Origin of the sequence: Bradyrhizobium sp. (assembly GCF_035484855.1) — a bacterium.
Classification (GTDB): domain Bacteria; phylum Pseudomonadota; class Alphaproteobacteria; order Rhizobiales; family Xanthobacteraceae; genus Bradyrhizobium.
This window is the reverse complement of sequence record NZ_DATHOP010000082.1, coordinates 16,415-37,160: the sequence shown is the minus strand read 5'-3', so window position 1 is coordinate 37,160 and position 20,746 is coordinate 16,415. Positions and strand designations below refer to the sequence as shown.

Sequence of the window (20,746 nt, the reverse complement as noted above, 5' to 3'; positions counted from 1 at the left end):
AGTGGCAGCGCTTTGCCAATCTGCGCGCCTATTACAGCTTCATGTACGCCCACCCCGGCAAGAAGCTGATGTTCATGGGCTGCGAATTCGGCCAGGAGCGTGAGTGGAGCCATGACCGCTCGCTCGACTGGCATCTGCTGGAACAGAAAAACCATTCCGGCATCCAGAACCTGATCCGCGACCTCAACCGGCTGTACCGGTCGTTGCCCGCGCTGCACGAGATGGATTGCGATCAGTCCGGCTTCGAATGGATCGTCAACTACGACGCCGCGGGCAACGTGTTCGCCTGGATCCGCAAGGGCAACGATGCCCGCGCGCGCTGCCTCGTGGTCATCAACTTTTCCCCGAATGTATATTACAACTACCGTGTCCGGGTGCCGTTCACCGGCAAGTGGCGCGAGGTTCTCAACTCGGATTCCGCGCATTATGGCGGCAGCAATGTCGGGAACGTCGGCGAAGTCCATACGTTGGAAGGCCTCGTGCCCGAGCTCAATCTTTCCATCCCGCCCCTGGCCGCCATTTTTCTCGTACCGGAAAGCTGACGCATGCGATTGACCGCCGGAACGTTCTCGCGGCTCGGTGCAAGCTGGGACGGCCGGGGCACCAACTTTGCGCTGTTCTCCGCCAACGCGCAGAAGGTCGAGCTCTGCCTGTTCGACGGCCAGGGCCGGCGCGAACTCGAACGCATCGAACTACCCGAACGCAGCGAAGACGTCTGGCACGGTTATCTGAACGACGTGTCGCCCGGACAACTCTATGGCTATCGCGTTCACGGCCCCTATGAGCCCGAGCACGGCCACCGCTTCAACGCCAACAAGCTCTTGCTCGATCCCTATGCAAGGCGGCTGGCCGGACGGCTGGTCTGGAGCGATGCGCATTTCGCCTATCGCACCGGCAGCGCCCGCGAGGACCTTTCGTTCGACCGTCGTGACAATGCGCGCGGCATGCCCAAGGCCGTCGTGGTCGACGAGACCTTCAACTGGGGCCGCCGCGAGATGCGGCCCAATATTCCCTGGGAAGACACCATCATCTATGAGGCGCACGTCAAGGGCCTGACCGTGCGGCGCGAAGACGTGCCGCCGAACCTGCGCGGCACCTATGGCGGCCTGTCGTCGCCGGCGATGATCGATCATCTTAAACGGCTCGGCGTCACTACCATCGAGCTGTTGCCGATCCATGGCCTGATCGACGACCGGATCCTGGTCGAAAAGAAGCTGGTGAACTACTGGGGCTACAATACGCTGTCGTTTTTTGCCCCGGAGCCGCGCTATGCGCAGGACAATCCGCTCGATGCTTTCCGCACCACGGTGGCGCGGCTGCACGACGCCGGCATCGAGGTGATGCTCGACGTCGTCTACAATCACACCGCCGAGGGCGACCATCTGGGCCCGACGCTCTCCTTCCGCGGCATCGACAACGCCTCCTATTACTGGCTGAAGCCGGACAATCCGCGGTTCTACGACGATTTCACCGGCTGCGGCAGCTCGGTCAACCTCACCCATCCGCGCGTGCTGCAGATGGTGATGGATTCGCTGCGCTACTGGGTCGAAATCTGCCACGTCGACGGCTTCCGCTTCGATCTCGCCACCACGCTGGCGCGTGGACCGAACGGTTTTGACCGCAATTCCGGCTTCCTCACCGCGATTCGGCAGGACCCGGTGCTGGCGTCGGTAAAACTCGTCGCCGAACCCTGGGATCTCGGCATGGGCGGCTATCAGGTCGGCGGGTTTCCCTCGCAATGGTCGGAATGGAACGACCGCTATCGCAGCGCGATGCGACGCTACTGGAGCGGCGAAGGCAGCCTGATCGGCGAGGTGTCGAGCCGCATGACCGCTTCATCCGACCTGTTCAACCACGACGGCCGCACGCCGCGCGCCAGCATCAATCACGTCACCGTGCATGACGGTTTCACGCTGGCCGACCTGTTCAGCTACAACCAGAAGCACAATGAAGCCAATGGCGAGGACAATCGCGACGGCTCCAACGACAATCACAGCAACAATTGCGGCCATGAGGGTCCGACCGACGATCCCGCGATCGCGGCGCTTCGCCGCCAGCTACGGAAAAACCAGCTGGCGTGCCTGTTGCTGGCGCAGGGCCTGCCGCTGATTTTGGCCGGCGACGAGGTCGGCAATTCGCAAGGCGGCAACAACAACGCCTATTGCCAGGACAATGACGTCGGCTGGGTCGGCTGGGAACGGCTTGGCCGCGAGGGCGACGACCTCACCGATTTCGTCGGCCACATGACCGAGATACGACGGCGCTTTCCGCAGATCCGTTCGCATCGCTGGCTCGACGGCCGCCGCGCCGACGGTACTTATGGCGTGCTGTGGCTGACGCCGGCCGCCGAGGACATGAAGGACGAAGACTGGAAATTCCCCGAAGGCCGCTTTCTCGCTTATGTGCTCGGCCCGGCCGAACAGGGCGGCGCTGCGATCTTCATCGTGCTTAACGCCGCCCCCGAGGAGATCACGTTCAAGCTGCCGAAGATGCCGGAATACAAGAGCTGGCAGCAACTATTGAATACCGCGAACGTTAAGCAGGAGGCCGCGGACTTCGCGTCGGGAAGCGAGATCAAGGCCCCTCCTCGCTCGGTCCTCGCCTTTGCGGGTTCGGCATGAACGATCGGCAATTCGGCCCCAGGCTGACGGCCGGCGGCGCACTGTTTCGGCTGTGGGCGCCGGCGGCGAAGCGCGTCGACCTGTTGCTGGCGAAGTCCGTATCGATGCGGCGCGGCGAAGACGGCTGGTTCTCGGCCGAGGTGCCTGATGTCACGGCCGGTGCGCGCTACAAATTCCGCATCGACGACGACATCGACGTGCCCGATCCGGCCTCCGCCTTTCAGCCCGAGGACGTCTCGGGCCCGAGCGAAGTGATCGATCACACCAGCTACCGCTGGCGCGCCGCGGACTGGCGCGGGCGGCCGTGGCAGGACACCGTGCTGATCGAGACCCATGTCGGCACCTTCACGGAGGAAGGCACTTACCGCGCCATGATCGAAAAGCTCGATCACCTGGTGAAAACCGGCATCACCGTGCTCGAATTGATGCCGCTGGCGGATTTCGCGGGTGAACGCGGCTGGGGCTATGACGGCGTGCTATGGTACGCGCCTGACAGCGCCTACGGCCGGCCCGACGATCTCAAGACCCTGATCGACGAGGCGCATCTGCGCGGGCTGACGGTGTTTCTCGACGTGGTCTATAATCACTTCGGGCCCGAGGGAAATTATCTCGGCCGCTACGCGCCGGATTTCTTCACGAACGCCCACACGCCGTGGGGCAGTGCGATTGATTACCGCGTGCGCGAGGTGCGCGCCTTCGCGATCGAAAACGCGCTTCATTGGTTGCGCGACTACCGCTTCGACGGGCTTCGGCTCGACGCGGTCAATACCATCGTCGAGGCCGGCGAAATCCCGATCCTGCACGATCTCAGCCTTGCGGTTGGCCAACTCGCGGAAACCACCGGCCGGCACATCCATCTCGTGCTGGAAAACGGCGACAACCGCGCCAGCCTGCTCGATCCGGCGCAAGAACCGCTGCACGGCAAATATCGCGGGCAATGGAATGACGATTACCACCACGTGTGGCACGTCATGCTGACCGGCGAATCCCAGGGCTATTACGGCGACTACCAGACTTCGCCGCGGGGCGATCTGGCACGCGCGCTTGCGTCGGGCTTCGTCTACCAGGGCGAAGCCGCGCCCTTCTGGGGCGGCAAGCTGCGCGGCGAGGCGAGCGGCGACCTCGCGCCCTCGGCTTTCGTCAATTTCCTGCAGAATCACGACCAGATCGGCAACCGCGCGTTGGGCGATCGGCTGGAGAGCATCGCCGATCCCAAGGCGATCGAAGCAGCGCTTGCGGTCACCTTGCTGGCGCCGATGACGCCGATGCTGTTCATGGGCGAGGAATGGGGTTCCAGGGCGCCGTTTCCCTTCTTCTGCGATTTCGCGGGCGATCTGGCGAACGCGGTCCGCGCAGGAAGGCGCAGGGAGTACGCCTGGGCCTATGCCAAATACGGCGACGAGGTGCCCGACCCGCTTGCGCCGGCCACGTTCCGAGCGGCCGTGCTCGATTGGGACGCGCGCAGCACCGCGGACGGCCGAAAGCGGCTCGCGTTGGTGCAGCAGTTGCTCACGATCCGCCACAAGGAGATCACGCCGAGACTTGCGGGCGCAACGTTCGGCAAAGCCGAAGCGGGCGACCACGGCTTGCTGACCGCGAGCTGGCGCATGGGCGAGGGCGCGATGCTGCGGCTGGTGGCCAATCTGTCGAATGCCGCGATAGCGCGCAAATCAGGCAAAGCGGGCGGCAGTGCGATCTGGGGCGGCGAGGCCCGCGATGTCATGCCGCCCTGGTCGGTGGCCTGGTATCTCGGAGCGCGCTGATGCGTGCCGCCATTCCCATCGCAACCTACCGCGTCCAGCTCACGGCGAGTTTCGATTTCGACGCGGCCGCTGCCATCGTCCCCTATCTGAGGGCGCTCGGCATCACGCATCTCTATGCGTCGCCCTTCATGAAGGCGCGCAAGGGTTCGACGCATGGCTACGACATCGTCGATCACGCCGAGTTCAATCCCGAACTCGGCGGCGAAGCGGGTTTCGAGCGACTGAGCCGGGCGCTGAAAGCGAACGGCCTCGGTCTCATTCTCGATTTCGTCCCCAACCATGTCGGTGTGCACTTCGCCGACAATCCCTGGTGGCTCGACGTACTGGAATGGGGCCCCGCATCGCCGCACGCGGCTTCCTTCGACATCGACTGGGAACTGATGCCCTACCGCGCCCGCGGCGGCGTGCTGCTGCCGATCCTCGGCTCGTCCTACGGCGAAGCGCTGGAGAAGGGCGAGATCGAGCTGCGCTTCGATATGCGCGAAGGCAGTTTCTCGGCGTGGTATTTCGAACACCGGCTGCCGATCTCGCCCGGGCGCTACAGCGAGATTTTGCGGTCCATCGTCCGGGAAGCTGACGCGGAGGTTGGCACGACGGGAAAGCGCATCCTCGAATTGGCCTCGCGCTACGCCGGCTTGCATCACCCCAATCGCAAGGAAGCACCCGCGTTCAAGGCCGAACTCGGAGACATCGCGGGAAGCGACGAGACCATCGCGCGCGGGCTTTCCGCCTATCGCGCCGGACCCGACCGCCCCGCGCAGACGCTCGCGCTGCATCACCTGCTGGAACGCCAGCATTACCGGCTCGGGCATTGGCGGCTCGCTTCCAGCGACATCAACTACCGGCGGTTCTTCGACGTCAATTCGCTGGCGGGTTTGCGGGTCGAGGATGCCGGCACCTTCGCCGCCATTCATCGCCTGGTCAAAACCCTGATCGCGGACGGCAAGCTGCAGGGCCTGCGGCTCGATCACATCGACGGCCTGCGCGATCCCGCGCAATATTTTCAGCGCCTGCGCCGCCTGATCCGCGACGCGCGTGGCAACGATGCCGGGCCGTTCTACATGGCGGTCGAAAAAATTCTCGGGGAACACGAAGCGCTGCAGGCCTTTGCCGGCGTTCACGGCACCACCGGCTACGAATGGTTGAATGCCATCACCCAGGTGCTGCTGGACGGCCGCGGCCTCGATCCGCTCGACGAGGTGTGGCGGCAGATCAGCAATACGCCGCCGCGGCTCGAACCGGTGCTGCGGGAAGCCAAGCGTCGGGTGCTGGAGACGCTGTTGACCAGCGAGTTCACGGTGCTGCGGCGATTGCTCGCGCGCATCGCCGCCGGGCATTACTCGACCCGCGACTATTCCGCCGACAGCCTGCGGCAGGCGCTCGAACTCTACATCCTGCATTTCCCGGTCTATCGCACTTACCTTGCCTCGGCGGGACCGACGGCGCACGACCGTGAGCTGATTTCAGAGACGATCGCGAAGGCGCGCACCGACTGGTTCGCCGCCGACGACGGCATCTTCGATTTCCTGCGCGATACCCTGACCATGGACCTGATCAAGCCCGGCCGCGCATCGCACAGCCCGCCGCGCGTGCGCCGCTTCGCCCTGAAGCTGCAGCAGTTCACCGGTCCCGTGATGGCGAAGTCGCTCGAGGATACCGCGTTCTATCGCTACCACCGCCTGCTCGCGCTCAACGAGGTCGGCGGCGATCCGTCGGCGAAGGCGCTTTCGGTCGAGGCCTTTCATGCGGCCATGAAGCTTCGCGCCAAGCAATGGCCGCACGGCATGACAGCGACGGCGACGCACGATACCAAGCGCGGCGAGGACGCCCGCGCCCGATTGATCGCGCTGACGGAAATTCCCGGCGAATGGACCAGCGCGGTGGCGCGCTGGAAGGTGCTGAACGCCGCGCATGTCGTGCAAGACGGGATGCGGGCGCCGTCCGCGACCTTCGAATACATGCTGTATCAGGCGCTACTCGGCGCCTGGCCGCTGGGCGAACGCGACGATGATTTTCCGCAGCGGATGCAGGCCTACGCCCTGAAGGCGGCGCGCGAGGGCAAGCAGGAGACCAGCTGGCTCAATCCCAACGAGACCTATGAGGCGGGATTGCAGGCCTTCATCGCGCGGATTCTGGATCCCGCGCTCTCGGCTGATTTTCTCAATTCGCTGGATACGCTGGCGCAACGGCTCGCGCTATTGGGCGCGCTCGATTCCCTGAGCCAGATCACCTTGAAAGCCACGATCCCCGGCGTGCCCGACTTCTATCAGGGCACCGAGTTCTGGGACCTGTCGCTGGTCGATCCCGACAACCGCCGGCCGGTGGATTTTGCCGCGCGCGCGGCCGCGCTGGCGGCAAGCGAAACGCCGGACTGGGAAGCATTCGCGACGAACTGGCCGGACGGTCATCTGAAATTGGCATGGACGGCGCACCTGCTGAAGGTCCGCACCGAGCTCGCCGAGGTGTTCACTCACGGCGATTACGAGCCGCTGGAAGTCAGCGGGCCCCACCGCGACCACGTCATCGCCTTTGCGCGGCGCCATGGCCGCGATGCCGCGATCGTCGTCGTGGCAAAATCATTCGCTGGATTCTCGCAAGGCGGCCGGGTCTGGCCGCGCGGCGAGCTCTATGACGCGACGATCAATGTGAGCGGCTATTCCGTGGAAGGCGTGACCAGCGAAGCCGGACAGCTGCCGCTTTCCGCCTTGTTTCATCATTTACCAGCCGCAGTCCTGAAGGCGAGATCGCAGGGAGCGGCAAAGCGGAAGCGGAGTCGCTTGGCGCGCGGGTAGAACGTAAAAGCCGCCCGGGATCGACGGCCGGGCGGCCTGGCGGTTATCGTGCCGACTCAAAAAGTTCGGTTCCCTTCCCCGCGCAAGCCTGATCCTCCCCGAGATTCGTTACCGGCAAGCTTACGATCGGTAAAAGTTTTTCACTGCCTCATTGCTGCAGCGCGACAGATCGATAACGTTTGTGCAGCGCGATAGATCGATGCTGTTCGCTCAGCTCCGTTTGGTCAGCAGCAGTTGGCCGCGATGTTTGATCGCCGCTTGCGCCACTTCCGCAAATCGCTGCAACAGCCAGGGCAGTACGACTTCGACCCGGACATGATCGTCGGCAACGTCGAGATGGCCCGAGGCCGCCTGCCCCAGCGCGCGAACGCGGAACATCATGCGATCGCTTTCCCATCGCTCCTCGTCGACCTGCAGCACGGGAATGCTGGAGGCGGCGCGCGCAAGGCCCGCCTTGAGGCGGCGTGTCGCCTCTTCGCGGCCGAGCCGATGCGGTATTGATACGATCAGAGGCGCGGACATTTTTCATCTCCCGGCGGCAGTACGCATGTAGTCGCGATTCATCCCGGGAAAAGAGGAGCCAAATAACAGCCGGAGGATGATGGAACCTTCGGGGTTCCCGTTCGTTTTTTCGGTCGAGGGCAGAGCAACAGGTGCCAACTGCCGGGCCGGAGGAAACGCTAAATGTCTATCGGAACAATCATCCTGATCATTCTCGTGATCGCCTTGCTCGGCGGCTTCAGCGGCATTGGCGGCGGTCCGTTCTACGGCACCGGCTATTACGGCGGCGGCGGCCTCGGGCTCGTCATCGTCATTCTCCTGATCCTGCTGCTGCTCGGAAGGCTTTGAGGCCTGTGAACCGTAGGGTGGGCAAAGGCGCGCTTGTGCCGTGCCCACCAACAAACCGGAAGCTCCGCGCTGTGTCGACGAGGGTGGGCACGCTTCGCTTTGCCCACCCTACTTTTTCTCCAGCTTCTTCATCGCCGCCTTGATCGATGACGCCGTCTCGTCAAAACCCTGCCACGCCTTGCTCTTCGCAAGCAGTGCCGGCACCGTGCGGACGGTGTAGCGTTTGGGATCGAGGTCGCCGCGGATCTGCGACCAGGTCAGCGGCATCGAGACGGTGGCGCCCTCGCGCGCCCGCGGTGACAGCACCGCGACCGCGGTCGCCATGCGGTCGTTACGCAGATAATCGAGGAAGATCTTTCCTTTACGCAACTTCTTCGACATGTTGAGCAGATAGCGCTCGGGGGCCTCATTGGCCATCCACTGGCAGACGCGCTGCGCAAAAGCCTTGGCTTCCTTCCAGGTCACCTTGTCTTTCGCGCCATAGGCCAATGGCGTCACCACGTGAAGCCCCTTACCGCCGGTGGTCTTGCAAAAGCTTTCCATGCCGAGCGCGTCGAGATGCTGTCGCATGTCCTTGGCAGCCTCGATGACATCGGCGAATTCCACTTCCGGCGCGGGATCGAGATCGAACACCAGCCGGCCCGGCACGTCGGGTGCGAACGGCGCGCAATTCCAGGGATGCAGTTCGAGACCGCCGGCCTGCGCGACCGCGGCAAGCCCCTCGACGCGATCGATCTGCAAATAAGCCTTGCGGTCGCCCGAGACCTTGACGAGCTCAAGCAGGCTGGAGGTGCCGGGCATCGCATGGCGCTGGAAGAATTTCTCGCCGTCGATGCCGTCGGGGGCCCGCACCACCGAACAGGGCCGGCCCTTCAGATAGCCGATCATCCAGCCGCCGACCGCCTCGAAATAGCGGGCGAGATCGAGTTTCGTCACGCCCTTGCCGTCACGGCCGTCCGGCCACAGCTCCTTGTCGGGCTTCGAGATGACCACGCCCATCACCTCGGCGGATTTGTTCGCCGCTGCCGTCGACCGCGGCTTGCTCGATATCACGGCTTTCCTGGCAAGAGGCTTGGCGACTTTGGTCATGACCGGTTCCTCCGCCTGCACCTCACTGGCCGGCTTGTCCTGACGCAAACCCTTGAACGCGGCCTGCCGGATGTTGCCGTCATCGGTAAAGCCCGCGAATTCAATCTCGGCGACGAGTTCGGGCTTCAGCCAATGCACGTCGGGGGTCTTGCGCGGCGCGTCCTTGCCGCCGAACGGGCTCTTGTCCGAGGCATTGGCCTTCAGCGCCGGCATGATCCGGCGCACCGTGTCCTGGCCAAATCCGGTGCCGACCATGCCGACAAAGGCCAGATGATCGCCGCGATGCACGCCCGCCATCAGCGAGCGGAATTTGCCGCCCGTGGTCTTCCAGCCGCCCAGCACGACCTCTTGTCCGGCGCGGAGCTTGGCCTTGGTCCAGTTCTCGGATCGGCCGGAGCGGTAGGGCGAGGCGAGCTTCTTCGAAACGATGCCCTCCAGCGACAACTTGCGGGCCGATTGCAGGACGGCATCACCATCGGCCTCGAAATGCTCGACATAGCGGATTGACCTGGCTTTGCCGTTCGCTCGCGTCTCCAGCAATTCCTTTAGTCGGGCCTTGCGCTCGCGCAGCGGCAGCCGGCGCAGATCCAATCCATCGGCAAACAACAGATCGAACGCATAGAAGATGAGATCGTCGGTCTTGCCGTCGGAAATCGCCGCCTGCAGCGTGGAGAAATCCGGCGTGCCGCTATGATCGAGGGCGACGATCTCGCCATCGATCAGCGCGTCGGGCAGCAAACTGCCCTCCCTGGCGATGGCCTTGAACTTGTCGGTCCAGTCGAGCCCCTTGCGGGTCTTGAGCCGGGCCTTGCCGGCCTCGACGCGCAATTGTACGCGATAGCCGTCGAACTTGATCTCGTGGCACCAGCCCTCGCCGCTGGGCGGGCGATCGACCGCGGTGCAAAGCTCGGGCGCGATGAAATCCGGCACCGCCGCGACCTTTTTTCCCCCGATCTCCTTTGCCGGTGGCGCGTAGGAGATGACGTCGTCGCCGCGGTTCGAATGCCAGACCGCGTCCGCGCTGGCGCGCTTCGACTTCGCCAGCATGAACGGTTTCGGCACTCTGCCCTTGCCGGCGGCGATCTGCTCCATGGTCCGCCCCGAGGCGACCGATTTGTCCTCGTCCAGGATGTCGTTGGCGTTGCCTTCCTTGGCGTATTCGTCGCGGTGCTTGATCAGCAACCAGTTGGTCCGCTTGCCGCCATCGCGATCCCAGCGCATCCGCACCAGCACCCAACTGCCGTGCAGCTTGTCGCCGTGCAACGTGAATTTCAGGTCGCCCTTCTTGAATCCCTTTTCGGGATCGTCGGAGTCCCAGTAGCCGCGGTCCCACAGCATCACCGTGCCGCCGCCATATTCGCCCTTCGGTATGGTGCCTTCGAAATCGCCATAGTCGAGCGGATGGTCCTCCACCTCGACGGCCAGCCGCTTGTCGCGCGGATCGAGCGAGGGACCCTTGGTCACCGCCCAGGACTTGAAGACGCCGTCGAATTCGAGCCTGAGATCGTAATGCAGGCGCGTCGCCGCATGCTTCTGGATCACGAACCGCCGCTGCTTCGACGGCGCGACCTTGGCGTCGCCGCTCGGCTCCGCGGTTTTCTCGAAATCGCGTTTCTTGCGGTAGGTGGTGAGCTTCTTGAGGGCCACGGAGTAATCCCACGCAAATGAAAGACCGGCGCCGCACGGCAGCGAGCACCCGGAACCGAAACCACTGGCAGCCGTTGAAGTTCCCGGATATCAGCCGCAAGACCCAGCCAGGAGATTGTAATGGCCACCCGCGCCTATTGGAAAGGGTCCCTGAAGCTTTCCCTCGTGTCCTGCCCGGTCCTGCTCTACCCGGCCACGACCGCGTCGGACAAAACCCGCTTCCACATGATCAACCGGGAGACCGGCAACCGCCTGAAGCAGCAGATGGTCGATGCCGAGACCGGCGATGTGGTCGAAGGCGAGGACAAGGCGCGCGGCTACGAATTGAAGAAGGGCGAATATGTCGAAATCGACAAGGAGGAGCTTGAGGCGGTCCAGATCGAAAGTAACCACACCATCGACATCGACAGCTTCGTGCCGAAAGAAGAGATCGACGAGCGTTACCTCAATCACCCCTATTACATCGTCCCCGACGGCAAGGTCGGGCTTGACGCCTTCGCCGTGATCCGCGACGCCATGAAGAACAAGGACCGCGTGGCGCTGGCGCGCATCGTGCTGACCAACCGCGAGCATGTCATCGCACTTGAGCCGCGCGGCAGAGGGCTGCTCGGCATCACCTTGCGATACCCCTACGAGATACGTGACGAGGACGAATATTTCGACGGCATCAAAAGCCCTAAGATCTCGAAGGACATGATCGATCTGGCGAGCCACATCCTCGACACCAAGGCTGCGCATTTCGATCCCGGCAAGTTCAAGGACGAATACGAGACCGCCCTGAAAACCCTGGTCAAGCGCAAGGCCGCCGGCAAACCGGTCAAGACGGCCGTATCGGAGGAGCGGTCGAGCAATGTCATCAACCTGATGGACGCGCTGAAACAGAGCTTGAAGGGAAAGGCGTCGGCGAAGCGCCATTCACCGGCCCGTCGAACCATGCGGCGGCCTGCGAAAAAGGCGCATCGTTCAGTGGCGCGAGCGCGCAAGGCGGGATGAATCCTCCCGCGAGGCCTTATCCTGGCCGTCCGCGCGAACCCAGGGGCCGCGCGTGAAGCCTACATCCTCAGCCGGCTTTGCGCTTCTTGGCCGTCTTCCGTTTCTTCGGGACCTTGTCACCTTCGGCCCGCGCCTCGGACAGGCCGATCGCGATTGCCTGCTTGCGGCTCTTCACCTTTCGTCCCGAGCGGCCGCTCTTCAAGGTGCCGGCCTTGCGCTTCTTCATCGCGCGTTCGACCTGGGCGGAGGCCTTTTTCGAATATTTGCGTGCCATGCGAGTTCTCCCGGTTGCGGGAAAATAATCGTCGCGAGCAAGGATGGTTCCCGTCTTGAACTTGCGGTCCAATCGGCGTTCAGCGTTGCGTGCGCTCAGCCCGCCGCCGCGAACAACTCGGAGCCATCTTTCGCGGCCCGCAAGCGAGCGAGGTTCTCCGGCGATCGCAATATCCGCGCCACCGAGGCCAGCGCGCCGAGCGCGTCATTCTCCGCGGCCGCCGGCAACAGCAGCACGAACACGATGTCGACCCTTTGCCCGTCGATAGCGTCGAATTCGATTCCCTGCTTCAGTTTCGCAAGCAATCCAACTGGCCGCTGCAATTCCTTCAGCCGGGCGTGCGGAATGGCCACGCCCTTGCCGATTCCCGTCGACCCCAGTTCTTCCCGCTTCGAGAGCGCGGAAGCGACCAGATCCGCGGCAAGGCCGGCGCTGCCAGCGGCCTTCGCCGAGAGCTCCTGCAAGAGCTGGCGCTTGTTCGAGGCTCGAACGTCGATCATGACGTCCGCAGGTGAGAGCAGGTCGGAGATTTTCATGGACGTTCCGGAGGCGCGAATCGTCGAATGCATGGGTCTGGTCCCGGATGCTACACGGATTTGGCGGTCTAGTCCGGCGCGCGCAGCCGGTAGCCGATCCCGGTCTCGGTCAGCACGAATTGCGGGCGTTCCGGATCGAGTTCGATCTTCTGCCGGAGCTGGCGCACATAGACCCGCAGATATTGCGCATCCGTCAACTCGTCCCACAGCTCCTTCAGCAGAAACCGGTGGGTCAACACCTTGCCGGCATGCTGCACCAGCACGCGCAACAATTCATATTCTTTCGGCGAGAGTTTGACTTCCTTCTCGCCCACCTTGACGATGCGGCGGACCAGATCAACGGCGAGATCGCCGGTGCGAAACACCGGACGCTCGCCATGGACCTGCAGCTGATGGCGCAACGCCGCGCGCATGCGGGCGAGCAGTTCGTCCATCCCGAACGGTTTTGTCAGGTAATCGTCGGCGCCGAGATCGAGCGCCTGGACCTTTCCGGCCTCGTCGCCGCGGCTCGACAGCACGATGACCGGGACGCTGTCGTTGCGGCCGCGGATCATGCGCAGCAGTTCGTGGCCCTGGATATCCGGCAGGCCGAGGTCGAGGATGACGAGGGCGGGATTTTCGGCCAGCAATTCGAGCCCGATCTTGCCGTTGGAGGCCTCCAGGATATCGTAACCTTGCGTACTCAAGCCCATCCGCAGCAATTTGCGGATCGGCGGCTCGTCGTCGATGACCAGGACCTTGATTGCGGTGGTGCTCATGCGGCGGTATCCAAGGCGTGTGACGCGGCCGGGATCGGCAGCCGGATCGTCAGCACGGCGCCGCTGCGGTCGGCGCGGTTGTCGGCGGCAATGGTGCCATGCATCGCCTCGACGAAGCCGCGGGCGATCGCGAGCCCGAGGCCGGTGCCGGGGCGGACGTGGTCGCCCTTTTGCGCGCGATAGAACTTGTCGAATACGCTTTCAAGTTCGGACTGCGGAATGCCGTTGCCTTCGTCGATCACCTGCAGGGTGACCCAATTTGTATTCCGCGACGTCCTGATCGATATCGTGGAATCGGCGGGCGCATATTTGGCGGCGTTGTCCAAGAGGTTGAAGAGCGCCTGTTCGAACAGCACCGCGTCGAGTTCGAGCATCGGCAGGTCGGCCGCAAGCTCGAGCGAGACCTTGTGATGCGCCAGGATCTTGCCGGCACGCCGCAGCGCGCTGCCGACGATCTCGTCGATATCGTGCCGCGCGGTATTCGGCACGACGGCGCCGCTCTCCAGCTTGGTCATGTCGAGCAGGTTGGCGATGAAGCGGTTGAGCCGTTCGGACTCGTCGATCACGGTTGCCAGCAGATCGCGCTTTTCAGTTTCGCTTAAATCACGGGAGAGATCGCGCATGGTGGAGGCGGCGCCCAGAACCGAGGCAAGCGGCGTCTTCAGGTCATGCGAGATCGAGGTCAGCAATGCCGAGCGCAAGCGGTCGGACTCTACCGTGCGCTTGACGCGATCCATGTCCTCGACCAGCAGCACCCGCTCGATCGCCAGCGCCCCCTGATCCATCAGCGCATCGAGCAGGCGGCGCTGGTCGGGCGTGAGCAGCGGCCCGGTCTTGTCGTCGTCGATGCCGACGACGCCGATCGGTCCGCGCCCGGTCCGCATCGGCAGGAATAGCCGCTTGGCGCCGGGCAGCGTATCGGAGCCGCGTCCGGCCGGGCGGTCGTGGCTCCAGGCCCAATTGGCGGCGGCGAGATCGGCCTTGTCCAGTTCGTCCTCCGGCGGATAGCCGGTCTTCACGGTGAGAACGCCCTCCTCGGGCAACAACAGCACCACGCGCACCTTCAGCATAAGCGCGGTCTGGTAGGCAGTCGCCCACAACACATCGTCGAGCGTCGCGGTGCCCGCGAGCTTGCGGCTGAAGGCGTAAAGCGATTCCGTGGTCCGCACCCGGCCGATCGCGGAATCGGCCTGGGTGCGCACGCGGGCCGCGACGTTGGAAACCAATAACGCGATCAGCATGAAGAAAAAGAACGCGGCGACATTGGTCGGGTCGGTGATGGTGAAGGTATAGACCGGCGGCAGGAAGAAGAAATTGTAGCACAGCGAGGCCGCGACGCTGGCCAGCATGGACGGCCACAAGCCGTAGCGCACCGCAACCCCGACCACGGCGGTGAGGAACACGAGATCGACATTCTCGATGCCGAACAATGGCTGGATAAGGGCTGCGGCGCCGAGGCCGACTGCGACGATGACCAGCGCCATCAGATAGGGCCGTGGGTCGAACGGCTCCGGCCGCACCGCCGTGCGCACGGTCTTCTTTGGCACGGGCTCGGCCGCGAGCTCCTCGCCGGCGATCACGTTGACGCTGATATTGCCGGCGCGCCGCACCAGATCGTGCACCACCGAGCCGCGCGTCAGTTCGAACCAGCGCGAGCGCGTCGACTTGCCGATGATGATCTGGGTGACGTTGTTGGCGTGAGCGAAGTTGATGAGATCATCCGCGATCCGGCGCTCGACGGCCGGAATGGTCAGCGCCTCGCCGCCCAGCGCCTCCGCCAGCCGCAAGGTGTCGGCGAGCCGGTCGCGCTCCTCGTCGGTCAATTGCAGGCTGCGCCGGGTCTCGATGCTGACGGCGGTCCAGGGCGCATGCAGCCGGTCCGCCAGCCGCTTGGTGTGACGCACCAGACCCGCCGAGCGCGGGTCCTCGCTGACGCAAACCAGGATGCGCTCGCCGGCCGCCCAGGGGCCGGCGATGGCGTTGGCCTGCATGTGGTTGAGAAGCTGCTCGTCGACCCGCTCGGCGGTGCGCCGCAGCGCCAGTTCGCGCAGCGCGGTCAGATTGCCCGGCGAGAAATAGTGCTCGAGCGCGCGCTCGGCCTGCTTGGGGACGTAGACCTTGCCTTCCTTCAGGCGCTGGATCAGGTCATCCGGCGTGAGGTCGATCAGTTCGATCGCATCCGCCCGGTCGAACACCGAATCCGGCACCGTCTCGCGCACCCGCACATGGGTGATCTGCGCCACCACGTCGTTGAGGCTCTCGATATGCTGGATATTGACCGCGGTATAGACGTCGATGCCCCGCGACAGCAGTTCCTCGACGTCGAGATAGCGTTTCGGATGACGGCTGCCGGGCGCGTTGGTGTGGGCGAGTTCGTCGACCAACGCGATCTGCGGATGGCGCGCGATCAGCGCGTCGAGGTCCATCTCCTCGAGAATCTGGTCCTTGTATTCGAGCCGCTTGCGCGGGAGAATTTCGAGACCCTCCAGCAGCGCCTGGGTCTCCGCCCGGCCATGGGTCTCGACCGCCCCGACCACCACGTCGGCGCCGGCCTTCAGTTTGGCGTGCGCGCTCTGCAGCATTTCATAGGTCTTGCCGACGCCGGGGGCGGCGCCGACGAAGATTTTCAGGCGACCGACACGGCTGTCCTCGCGCCGGGCCGCTTCCAGCAGGGCTTCCGGCGAGGGGCGTTGTTCGGGATCGCGGCGGGGCTGGGCCATTGTGACAGTATAGTCCTCAAGCCCAGCCTGGATAATCCCTCTAGCCCGGCCCACGCATATGCTATTTCGTCGTGGCCCGGTCCAGCGCGAGGTTCAGCGCCAATACGTTGACCCGGGGCTCGCCGAGCAACCCGGCAAGACGGCCCTGGATGCTGTCCGTGACCAGCTGGCGGACCCGCTCTTCCGGCATGTTGCGCGCTTTCGCAACGCGCGGCACCTGAAACAGCGCGGCCTCCGGCGAGATATCCGGATCGAGGCCGCTGGCCGACGTAGTGACAAGGTCGACCGGAACGGCGGCATCGGGATTCTCCGCCTTCAGCCTGTCGACGTCCTCCTTGAGCCGGTCGGCCAGCGCCTTGCTGGTCGGACCGAGGTTGGAGCCGCCGGAATTCGCGGCGTTGTACGGCGCGGGCACGGTCTTGGTGGAATCCGCCGGATCCGGTGCCGTCGTCGCCGAGGGCCGGCCATGGAAATATTTATCGTCCTTGAATTCCTGTCCGATCAGCGCCGAGCCGACGACCTTGCCGTCGCGCTCGATCAGGCTGCCTTGCGCCTGGTTCGGGAAGATCACGCCGGCGATCGCCGTCATGGCCAGCGGATAGGCAAGGCCTGTGATCAGCGTCAGGATGACGAGAACCAGAATGGCGGGGCGAATTTCTTTCAACATGACGTGTCTCCAGTATTTCTTCCGTCATTGCGAGCGAAGCGAAGCAATCCCAGGTTCGTCATTCCGGGATGGTGCGCTAGCACCAGACCCGGAATCTCGAGATTCCGGGTTCGATGCTTCGCATCGCCCCGGAATGACTGCGTATGGGTTGCTGCGCTCATCGCAAATGACCGTGTTAGACCAGATGCAAAGTGGCGACGACCATATCGATCGCCTTGATGCCGATGAACGGAATGATGATGCCCCCGACGCCGTAGATCATCAGGTTGCGGCGCAGCAGCGCGCCGGCGCCGATGGCGCGATAGGCCACGCCCTTCAAGGCCAGCGGAATCAGCGCGATGATGATCAGCGCGTTGAAGATGATCGCCGACAGGATGGCGCTTTGCGGGCTCGCCAGATGCATGATGTTGAGCACGGCGAGCTGCGGATAGAACGCCAGGAACATCGCCGGGATGATGGCGAAATATTTCGCGACGTCGTTGGCGATCGAGAACGTGGTCAGCGCGCCGCGGGTCATCAACAGCTGCTTGCCGATCTCGACCACCTCGATCAGTTTCGTCGGGTTGGAATCGAGGTCGACCATGTTGCCGGCCTCGCGGGCGGCTTGCGTGCCGGTGTTCATGGCAACGCCAACGTCGGCCTGCGCCAGTGCCGGCGCGTCATTGGTGCCGTCGCCGCACATCGCCACCAGCTTGCCCTTGGCCTGCTCGTCGCGGATCAGTTTCAGTTTGTCCTCCGGCGTTGCCTGCGCCAGGAAATCGTCGACGCCGGCTTCGGCCGCGATCGCGGCCGCGGTCATCGGGTTGTCGCCGGTGATCATCACGGTGCGAATGCCCATACGGCGGAGCTCAGCGAAGCGCTCGCGAATGCCGCCCTTGACTATGTCCTTGAGCTGCACGACGCCAAGCAGACGGCGGTCCTTGGCGACGGCGAGCGGCGTACCGCCGGCCTTGGAGATCTCGTCCGCAATCGCCTGGATTTCGCGGGCGATGTCGGAGTACATCGCGGGCTGGATGGCGCGGGCGGTGTTTCCGGACGCCACGGTTTGCGTCCCGCCCCCGACATAGTTCAGGATAGCATCGACCGCGCCCTTGCGGACCGAGGAGGCGCCGGCATCGACGCCGCTCATCCGGGTCTGCGCGGTGAAGGGGATGAAGGTCGCGTTGAGCTCCGCCATGTCACGGCCACGGATGCCGTATTTCTCCTTGGCCAGCACGACGATCGAGCGGCCCTCCGGGGTCTCGTCGGCGAGCGAGGCGAGTTGGGCGGCATCCGCCAGCTCCTGCTCGGTGACGCCGCGGACGGGCCGAAACGCGGTGGCTTGCCGGTTGCCGAGCGTGATGGTGCCGGTCTTGTCGAGCAGAAGCGTATCGACGTCGCCGGCGGCTTCCACAGCACGGCCCGACATCGCCAGCACATTGAAGCGTACCAGCCGGTCCATGCCGGCGATGCCGATCGCCGATAGCAGCGCGCCGATGGTGGTCGGGATCAGCGTCACGAACAGCGCGACCAGGATCACGACCGAAATCGAGCCGCCGGCATAGGACGCATAGCTCGGGATGGTGACGGTCGCGAACACGAAGATGATGGTGAGGCCCGCGAGCAAGATGTTGAGCGCGATCTCGTTCGGAGTCTTCTGCCGCTCGGCGCCCTCGACCAGGCGGATCATGCGGTCGATGAAGGTCGAGCCCTGGGCTGCGGTAATGCGGACGCGGATCCAGTCGGACAATACCTGCGTGCCGCCGGTCACGGCCGACCGGTCGCCGCCGGATTCGCGGATCACGGGCGCGGATTCGCCCGTAATCGCAGCCTCGTTGACGGAAGCGACGCCCTCGATCACCTCGCCGTCGGAGGGGATGTTGTCGCCGGCTTCCACCAGCACGACATCGCCGACCTTGAGGCTGGTGCCGGACACCAGGCGATAGGTCTTGTCGGAGCCGGTCAACAGCTTGGCCTGGCTCTCGGTGCGGGTTTTCCGCAGCGATTCGGCCTGCGCCTTGCCGCGGCCTTCGGCCACCGCCTCGGCGAAATTGGCGAACAGCACCGTGAACCACAGCCACAGGATGATCTGGAAGGTGAAGCCGAGGTTTGCCCCGCCGGTCACCAGATCGCGAACGAAGATCACCGTGGTCAGCGCGGCCACCACCTCGACCACGAACATCACCGGGCTCTTGATCATCACCCGCGGGTCGAGCTTGCGGAACGACGAGCCGATCGCGGGCAGCACGATCTTCGGATCGAGCATCGCCGACACCGGCTTCTGCTTCTGCAATTTCATGACTTCCATGGACGTAACTCCGAATTGCGTTCGATCAGAACAGGTTGCCCGCGGTCATCGCGAGGTGCTCGACGATCGGCCCAAGCGCCAGCGCCGGGAAGAAGGTCAGGCCGCCGATGATCAGGATGACGCCGACGACGAGGCCGACGAACAGGCCGCCGGTGGTCGGCAAGGTGCCGGCCGACGGCGGAATCGACTTCTTGCCGGCGAGCGAGCCCGCGATCGCCATCGCCGGCACCATCATGAAGAAGCGGCCGACGAACATGGCGCTCGCCAATGTCAGATTGTAGAAGAAGGTATTGCCGGAGAGGCCGGCGAAGGCCGAGCCGTTGTTGCCGGTCGCGGACGTATAGGCATAGAGCACCTCGGTGAAGCCATGCGGGCCGGCATTGGCCATCGAGGCGACCGCCGGCGGGTAGACGATGCCGACCGCGGTCCAGCCGAGATACATCAGCGGCAGCACCAGGATCGCCAGCATCGCCATCTTGACCTCGCGGGACTCGATCTTCTTGCCGACATATTCGGGGGTGCGGCCCACCATCAGGCCAGCGACGAAGATCGAGATGATGACGAAGATCAGCATGCCGTAGAGCCCGGAGCCGACGCCGCCGACGATGATCTCGCCGAGCTGGATGTTGATCAGCGGGATCATGCCGCCGAGTGCGGTAAAGCTGTCATGCATGGCGTTGACGGCGCCGCAGGACGCCGCCGTGGTGATGACCGCGAACAGCGCCGAGCCGACGATGCCGAAGCGGACTTCCTTGCCTTCCATGTTGCCGCCGGTCAGGCCAAGCGCATGCATCGCGGTGGTTCCATCAGCTTCCGCCCAATAGGTGACGACGACGCCGGCGATGAACAGCACGCCCATCACGGCCAGCACCGCCCAACCCTGTTTCTGGTTGCCGACCATGCGGCCGAACACGTTGGTGAGCGCAGCTCCAATGGCGAAGATCGAGATCATCTGCACGAAATTCGACAGCGCGGTCGGATTCTCGAACGGATGGGCGGCATTGGCATTGAAGAAGCCGCCGCCATTGGTGCCGAGCATCTTGATCGCGACCTGGGAGGCGACCGGACCGACCGCGATGGTCTGCTTGGCGCCTTCCAGCGTGGTGGCATCGACATAGGCGCCGAGCGTCTGCGGCATCCCCTGCCAGACCAGGAACAGGGTGTAGACGATGCAGATCGGCAGCAGCACATAGAGGGTGCAGCGCGTCACATCGACCCAGAAATTGCCGATGGTGCGCATCGAGGAGCGGGAGAAGCCGCGGATCAGCGCCACGGCGAGCGCGATGCCGGTCGCCGCCGACAGGAAATTCTGGTGCGTCAGGCCGAGCATCTGCACCAGATAGGACAGCGTGCTCTCGCCGCCGTAATTCTGCCAGTTGGTGTTGGTGATGAAGCTGATCGCGGTGTTGAAGGACAGGTCCTCGGCGACGGCGGATTGCTCCGCCGGATTGAACGGCAGCAAGGCCTGCAGGCGCATCACGCCGTAGATGATGAGGAAGCCGCCGACATGGAACAGCAGCATGGCGACCGTATAGGTCAGCCAGTGCTGCTCGCGCCTCTCGTCGACGCCGCCGATCCAGTAGATGCCGGCCTCGACCGGCCGCAGCACCGGCGACAGCAAGGTGCGCTCGCCACTGAAGACGCGCGTCATATACCCGCCGAGCGGCTTTACGAGGGCGACGATGATGGCGCAGTAAAGAACAATTTGAATCCAGCCGATGGCGGTCATGGTCGTTATGCCTTTGGGTTA

At 64.2% G+C, this 20,746-nt stretch carries 15 protein-coding genes; 6 read left to right on the top strand and 9 right to left on the bottom strand.

Going from position 1 to position 20,746, the window contains the following annotated elements:
• The 4 genes from VK804_RS09365 to treY all read left to right on the top strand — a co-directional run.
• On the top strand, positions 1–542 hold a 542-nt coding region (locus VK804_RS09365), incomplete at its 5' end, for an alpha amylase C-terminal domain-containing protein (RefSeq protein WP_325370221.1).
• A gap of 3 nt (positions 543–545) precedes the next feature.
• Complete coding sequence (gene glgX / locus VK804_RS09360; protein WP_325370216.1) at positions 546–2,621, top strand: glycogen debranching protein GlgX; 2,076 nt, start codon at positions 546–548, stop codon at positions 2,619–2,621.
• On the top strand, positions 2,618–4,384 hold the full coding sequence (treZ, locus tag VK804_RS09355) for a malto-oligosyltrehalose trehalohydrolase (RefSeq protein WP_325370211.1): 1,767 nt from the start codon (positions 2,618–2,620) through the stop codon (positions 4,382–4,384). The genes glgX and treZ overlap by 4 nt, the downstream gene beginning before the upstream one ends.
• Positions 4,384–7,176, top strand: a complete 2,793-nt coding sequence (gene treY / locus VK804_RS09350; protein ID WP_325370207.1) for a malto-oligosyltrehalose synthase — start codon at positions 4,384–4,386, stop codon at positions 7,174–7,176. Before treZ ends, treY begins: the two co-directional genes overlap by 1 nt.
• A 210-nt stretch (positions 7,177–7,386) precedes the next feature.
• Here treY and VK804_RS09345 read toward each other — a convergent pair whose 3' ends face one another.
• Positions 7,387–7,698, bottom strand: a complete 312-nt coding sequence (locus VK804_RS09345; protein WP_325370204.1) for a polyhydroxyalkanoic acid system family protein — start codon at positions 7,696–7,698, stop codon at positions 7,387–7,389.
• Positions 7,699–7,860: 162 nt separating this feature from the next.
• On the opposite strand from VK804_RS09345, the gene VK804_RS09340 reads away from it, so the two are divergent.
• Positions 7,861–8,025: a DUF3309 family protein gene (locus VK804_RS09340; protein ID WP_021080901.1), complete on the top strand. Its 165-nt coding sequence runs from the start codon at positions 7,861–7,863 to the stop codon at positions 8,023–8,025.
• A gap of 108 nt (positions 8,026–8,133) precedes the next feature.
• Here VK804_RS09340 and ligD read toward each other — a convergent pair whose 3' ends face one another.
• Positions 8,134–10,761 (bottom strand): DNA ligase D, encoded by a 2,628-nt coding sequence (gene ligD / locus VK804_RS09335; protein ID WP_325370194.1) that lies wholly within the window; start codon positions 10,759–10,761, stop codon positions 8,134–8,136.
• A 120-nt stretch (positions 10,762–10,881) separates the two neighbouring features.
• Here ligD and VK804_RS09330 point away from each other — a divergent pair, with 120 nt between their 5' ends.
• Positions 10,882–11,754 (top strand): Ku protein, encoded by an 873-nt coding sequence (locus tag VK804_RS09330; protein ID WP_325370192.1) that lies wholly within the window; start codon positions 10,882–10,884, stop codon positions 11,752–11,754.
• Between the two features lie 67 nt (positions 11,755–11,821).
• On the opposite strand, the gene VK804_RS09325 is transcribed toward VK804_RS09330, so the two are convergent.
• From VK804_RS09325 to kdpA, 7 genes are all read right to left on the bottom strand, one after another.
• Positions 11,822–12,028, bottom strand: a complete 207-nt coding sequence (locus tag VK804_RS09325) for a DUF6496 domain-containing protein (RefSeq protein WP_414642742.1) — start codon at positions 12,026–12,028, stop codon at positions 11,822–11,824.
• 95 nt (positions 12,029–12,123) lie between these two features.
• The gene (locus tag VK804_RS09320) at positions 12,124–12,564 is read right to left on the bottom strand and encodes a PTS sugar transporter subunit IIA (RefSeq protein WP_325370190.1); all 441 of its coding nucleotides are present in this window, start codon (positions 12,562–12,564) and stop codon (positions 12,124–12,126) included.
• Between the two features lie 68 nt (positions 12,565–12,632).
• Entirely contained in the window at positions 12,633–13,322 is a 690-nt protein-coding gene (locus VK804_RS09315) for a response regulator transcription factor (RefSeq protein ID WP_325370188.1), read from the bottom strand.
• A complete protein-coding gene (locus VK804_RS09310) occupies positions 13,319–16,042 on the bottom strand; it encodes a sensor histidine kinase KdpD (RefSeq protein WP_325370186.1) in 2,724 nt (907 codons plus the stop codon). The genes VK804_RS09315 and VK804_RS09310 overlap by 4 nt, the downstream gene beginning before the upstream one ends.
• 61 nt (positions 16,043–16,103) lie before the next feature.
• Positions 16,104–16,709 (bottom strand): K(+)-transporting ATPase subunit C, encoded by a 606-nt coding sequence (locus tag VK804_RS09305; protein ID WP_325370184.1) that lies wholly within the window; start codon positions 16,707–16,709, stop codon positions 16,104–16,106.
• A gap of 175 nt (positions 16,710–16,884) precedes the next feature.
• Entirely contained in the window at positions 16,885–18,996 is a 2,112-nt protein-coding gene (gene kdpB, locus VK804_RS09300; protein WP_325370182.1) for a potassium-transporting ATPase subunit KdpB, read from the bottom strand.
• A gap of 25 nt (positions 18,997–19,021) precedes the next feature.
• Positions 19,022–20,725 carry a potassium-transporting ATPase subunit KdpA gene (gene kdpA, locus VK804_RS09295; protein ID WP_325370180.1) on the bottom strand — a complete coding sequence of 568 codons (1,704 nt, stop codon included), beginning with the start codon at positions 20,723–20,725 and terminating at the stop codon, positions 19,022–19,024.
• Positions 20,726–20,746 lie beyond the last annotated feature (21 nt).

What these genes read in the sequence shown, in the direction of transcription:
- VK804_RS09315 (WP_325370188.1), bottom strand. Translation starts at nt 13,322, where the DNA reads ATGAGCACCACCGCAATCAAGGTCCTGGTCATCGACGACGAGCCGCCG.
- VK804_RS09345 (WP_325370204.1), bottom strand. Translation starts at nt 7,698, where the DNA reads ATGTCCGCGCCTCTGATCGTATCAATACCGCATCGGCTCGGCCGCGAA.
- kdpB (WP_325370182.1), bottom strand. Translation starts at nt 18,996, where the DNA reads ATGGAAGTCATGAAATTGCAGAAGCAGAAGCCGGTGTCGGCGATGCTC.
- VK804_RS09325 (WP_414642742.1), bottom strand. Translation starts at nt 12,028, where the DNA reads ATGGCACGCAAATATTCGAAAAAGGCCTCCGCCCAGGTCGAACGCGCG.
- VK804_RS09340 (WP_021080901.1), top strand. Translation starts at nt 7,861, where the DNA reads ATGTCTATCGGAACAATCATCCTGATCATTCTCGTGATCGCCTTGCTC.
- treY (WP_325370207.1), top strand. Translation starts at nt 4,384, where the DNA reads ATGCGTGCCGCCATTCCCATCGCAACCTACCGCGTCCAGCTCACGGCG.
- glgX (WP_325370216.1), top strand. Translation starts at nt 546, where the DNA reads ATGCGATTGACCGCCGGAACGTTCTCGCGGCTCGGTGCAAGCTGGGAC.
- VK804_RS09330 (WP_325370192.1), top strand. Translation starts at nt 10,882, where the DNA reads ATGGCCACCCGCGCCTATTGGAAAGGGTCCCTGAAGCTTTCCCTCGTG.
- treZ (WP_325370211.1), top strand. Translation starts at nt 2,618, where the DNA reads ATGAACGATCGGCAATTCGGCCCCAGGCTGACGGCCGGCGGCGCACTG.
- VK804_RS09310 (WP_325370186.1), bottom strand. Translation starts at nt 16,042, where the DNA reads ATGGCCCAGCCCCGCCGCGATCCCGAACAACGCCCCTCGCCGGAAGCC.
- VK804_RS09320 (WP_325370190.1), bottom strand. Translation starts at nt 12,564, where the DNA reads ATGAAAATCTCCGACCTGCTCTCACCTGCGGACGTCATGATCGACGTT.
- VK804_RS09305 (WP_325370184.1), bottom strand. Translation starts at nt 16,709, where the DNA reads ATGTTGAAAGAAATTCGCCCCGCCATTCTGGTTCTCGTCATCCTGACG.
- kdpA (WP_325370180.1), bottom strand. Translation starts at nt 20,725, where the DNA reads ATGACCGCCATCGGCTGGATTCAAATTGTTCTTTACTGCGCCATCATC.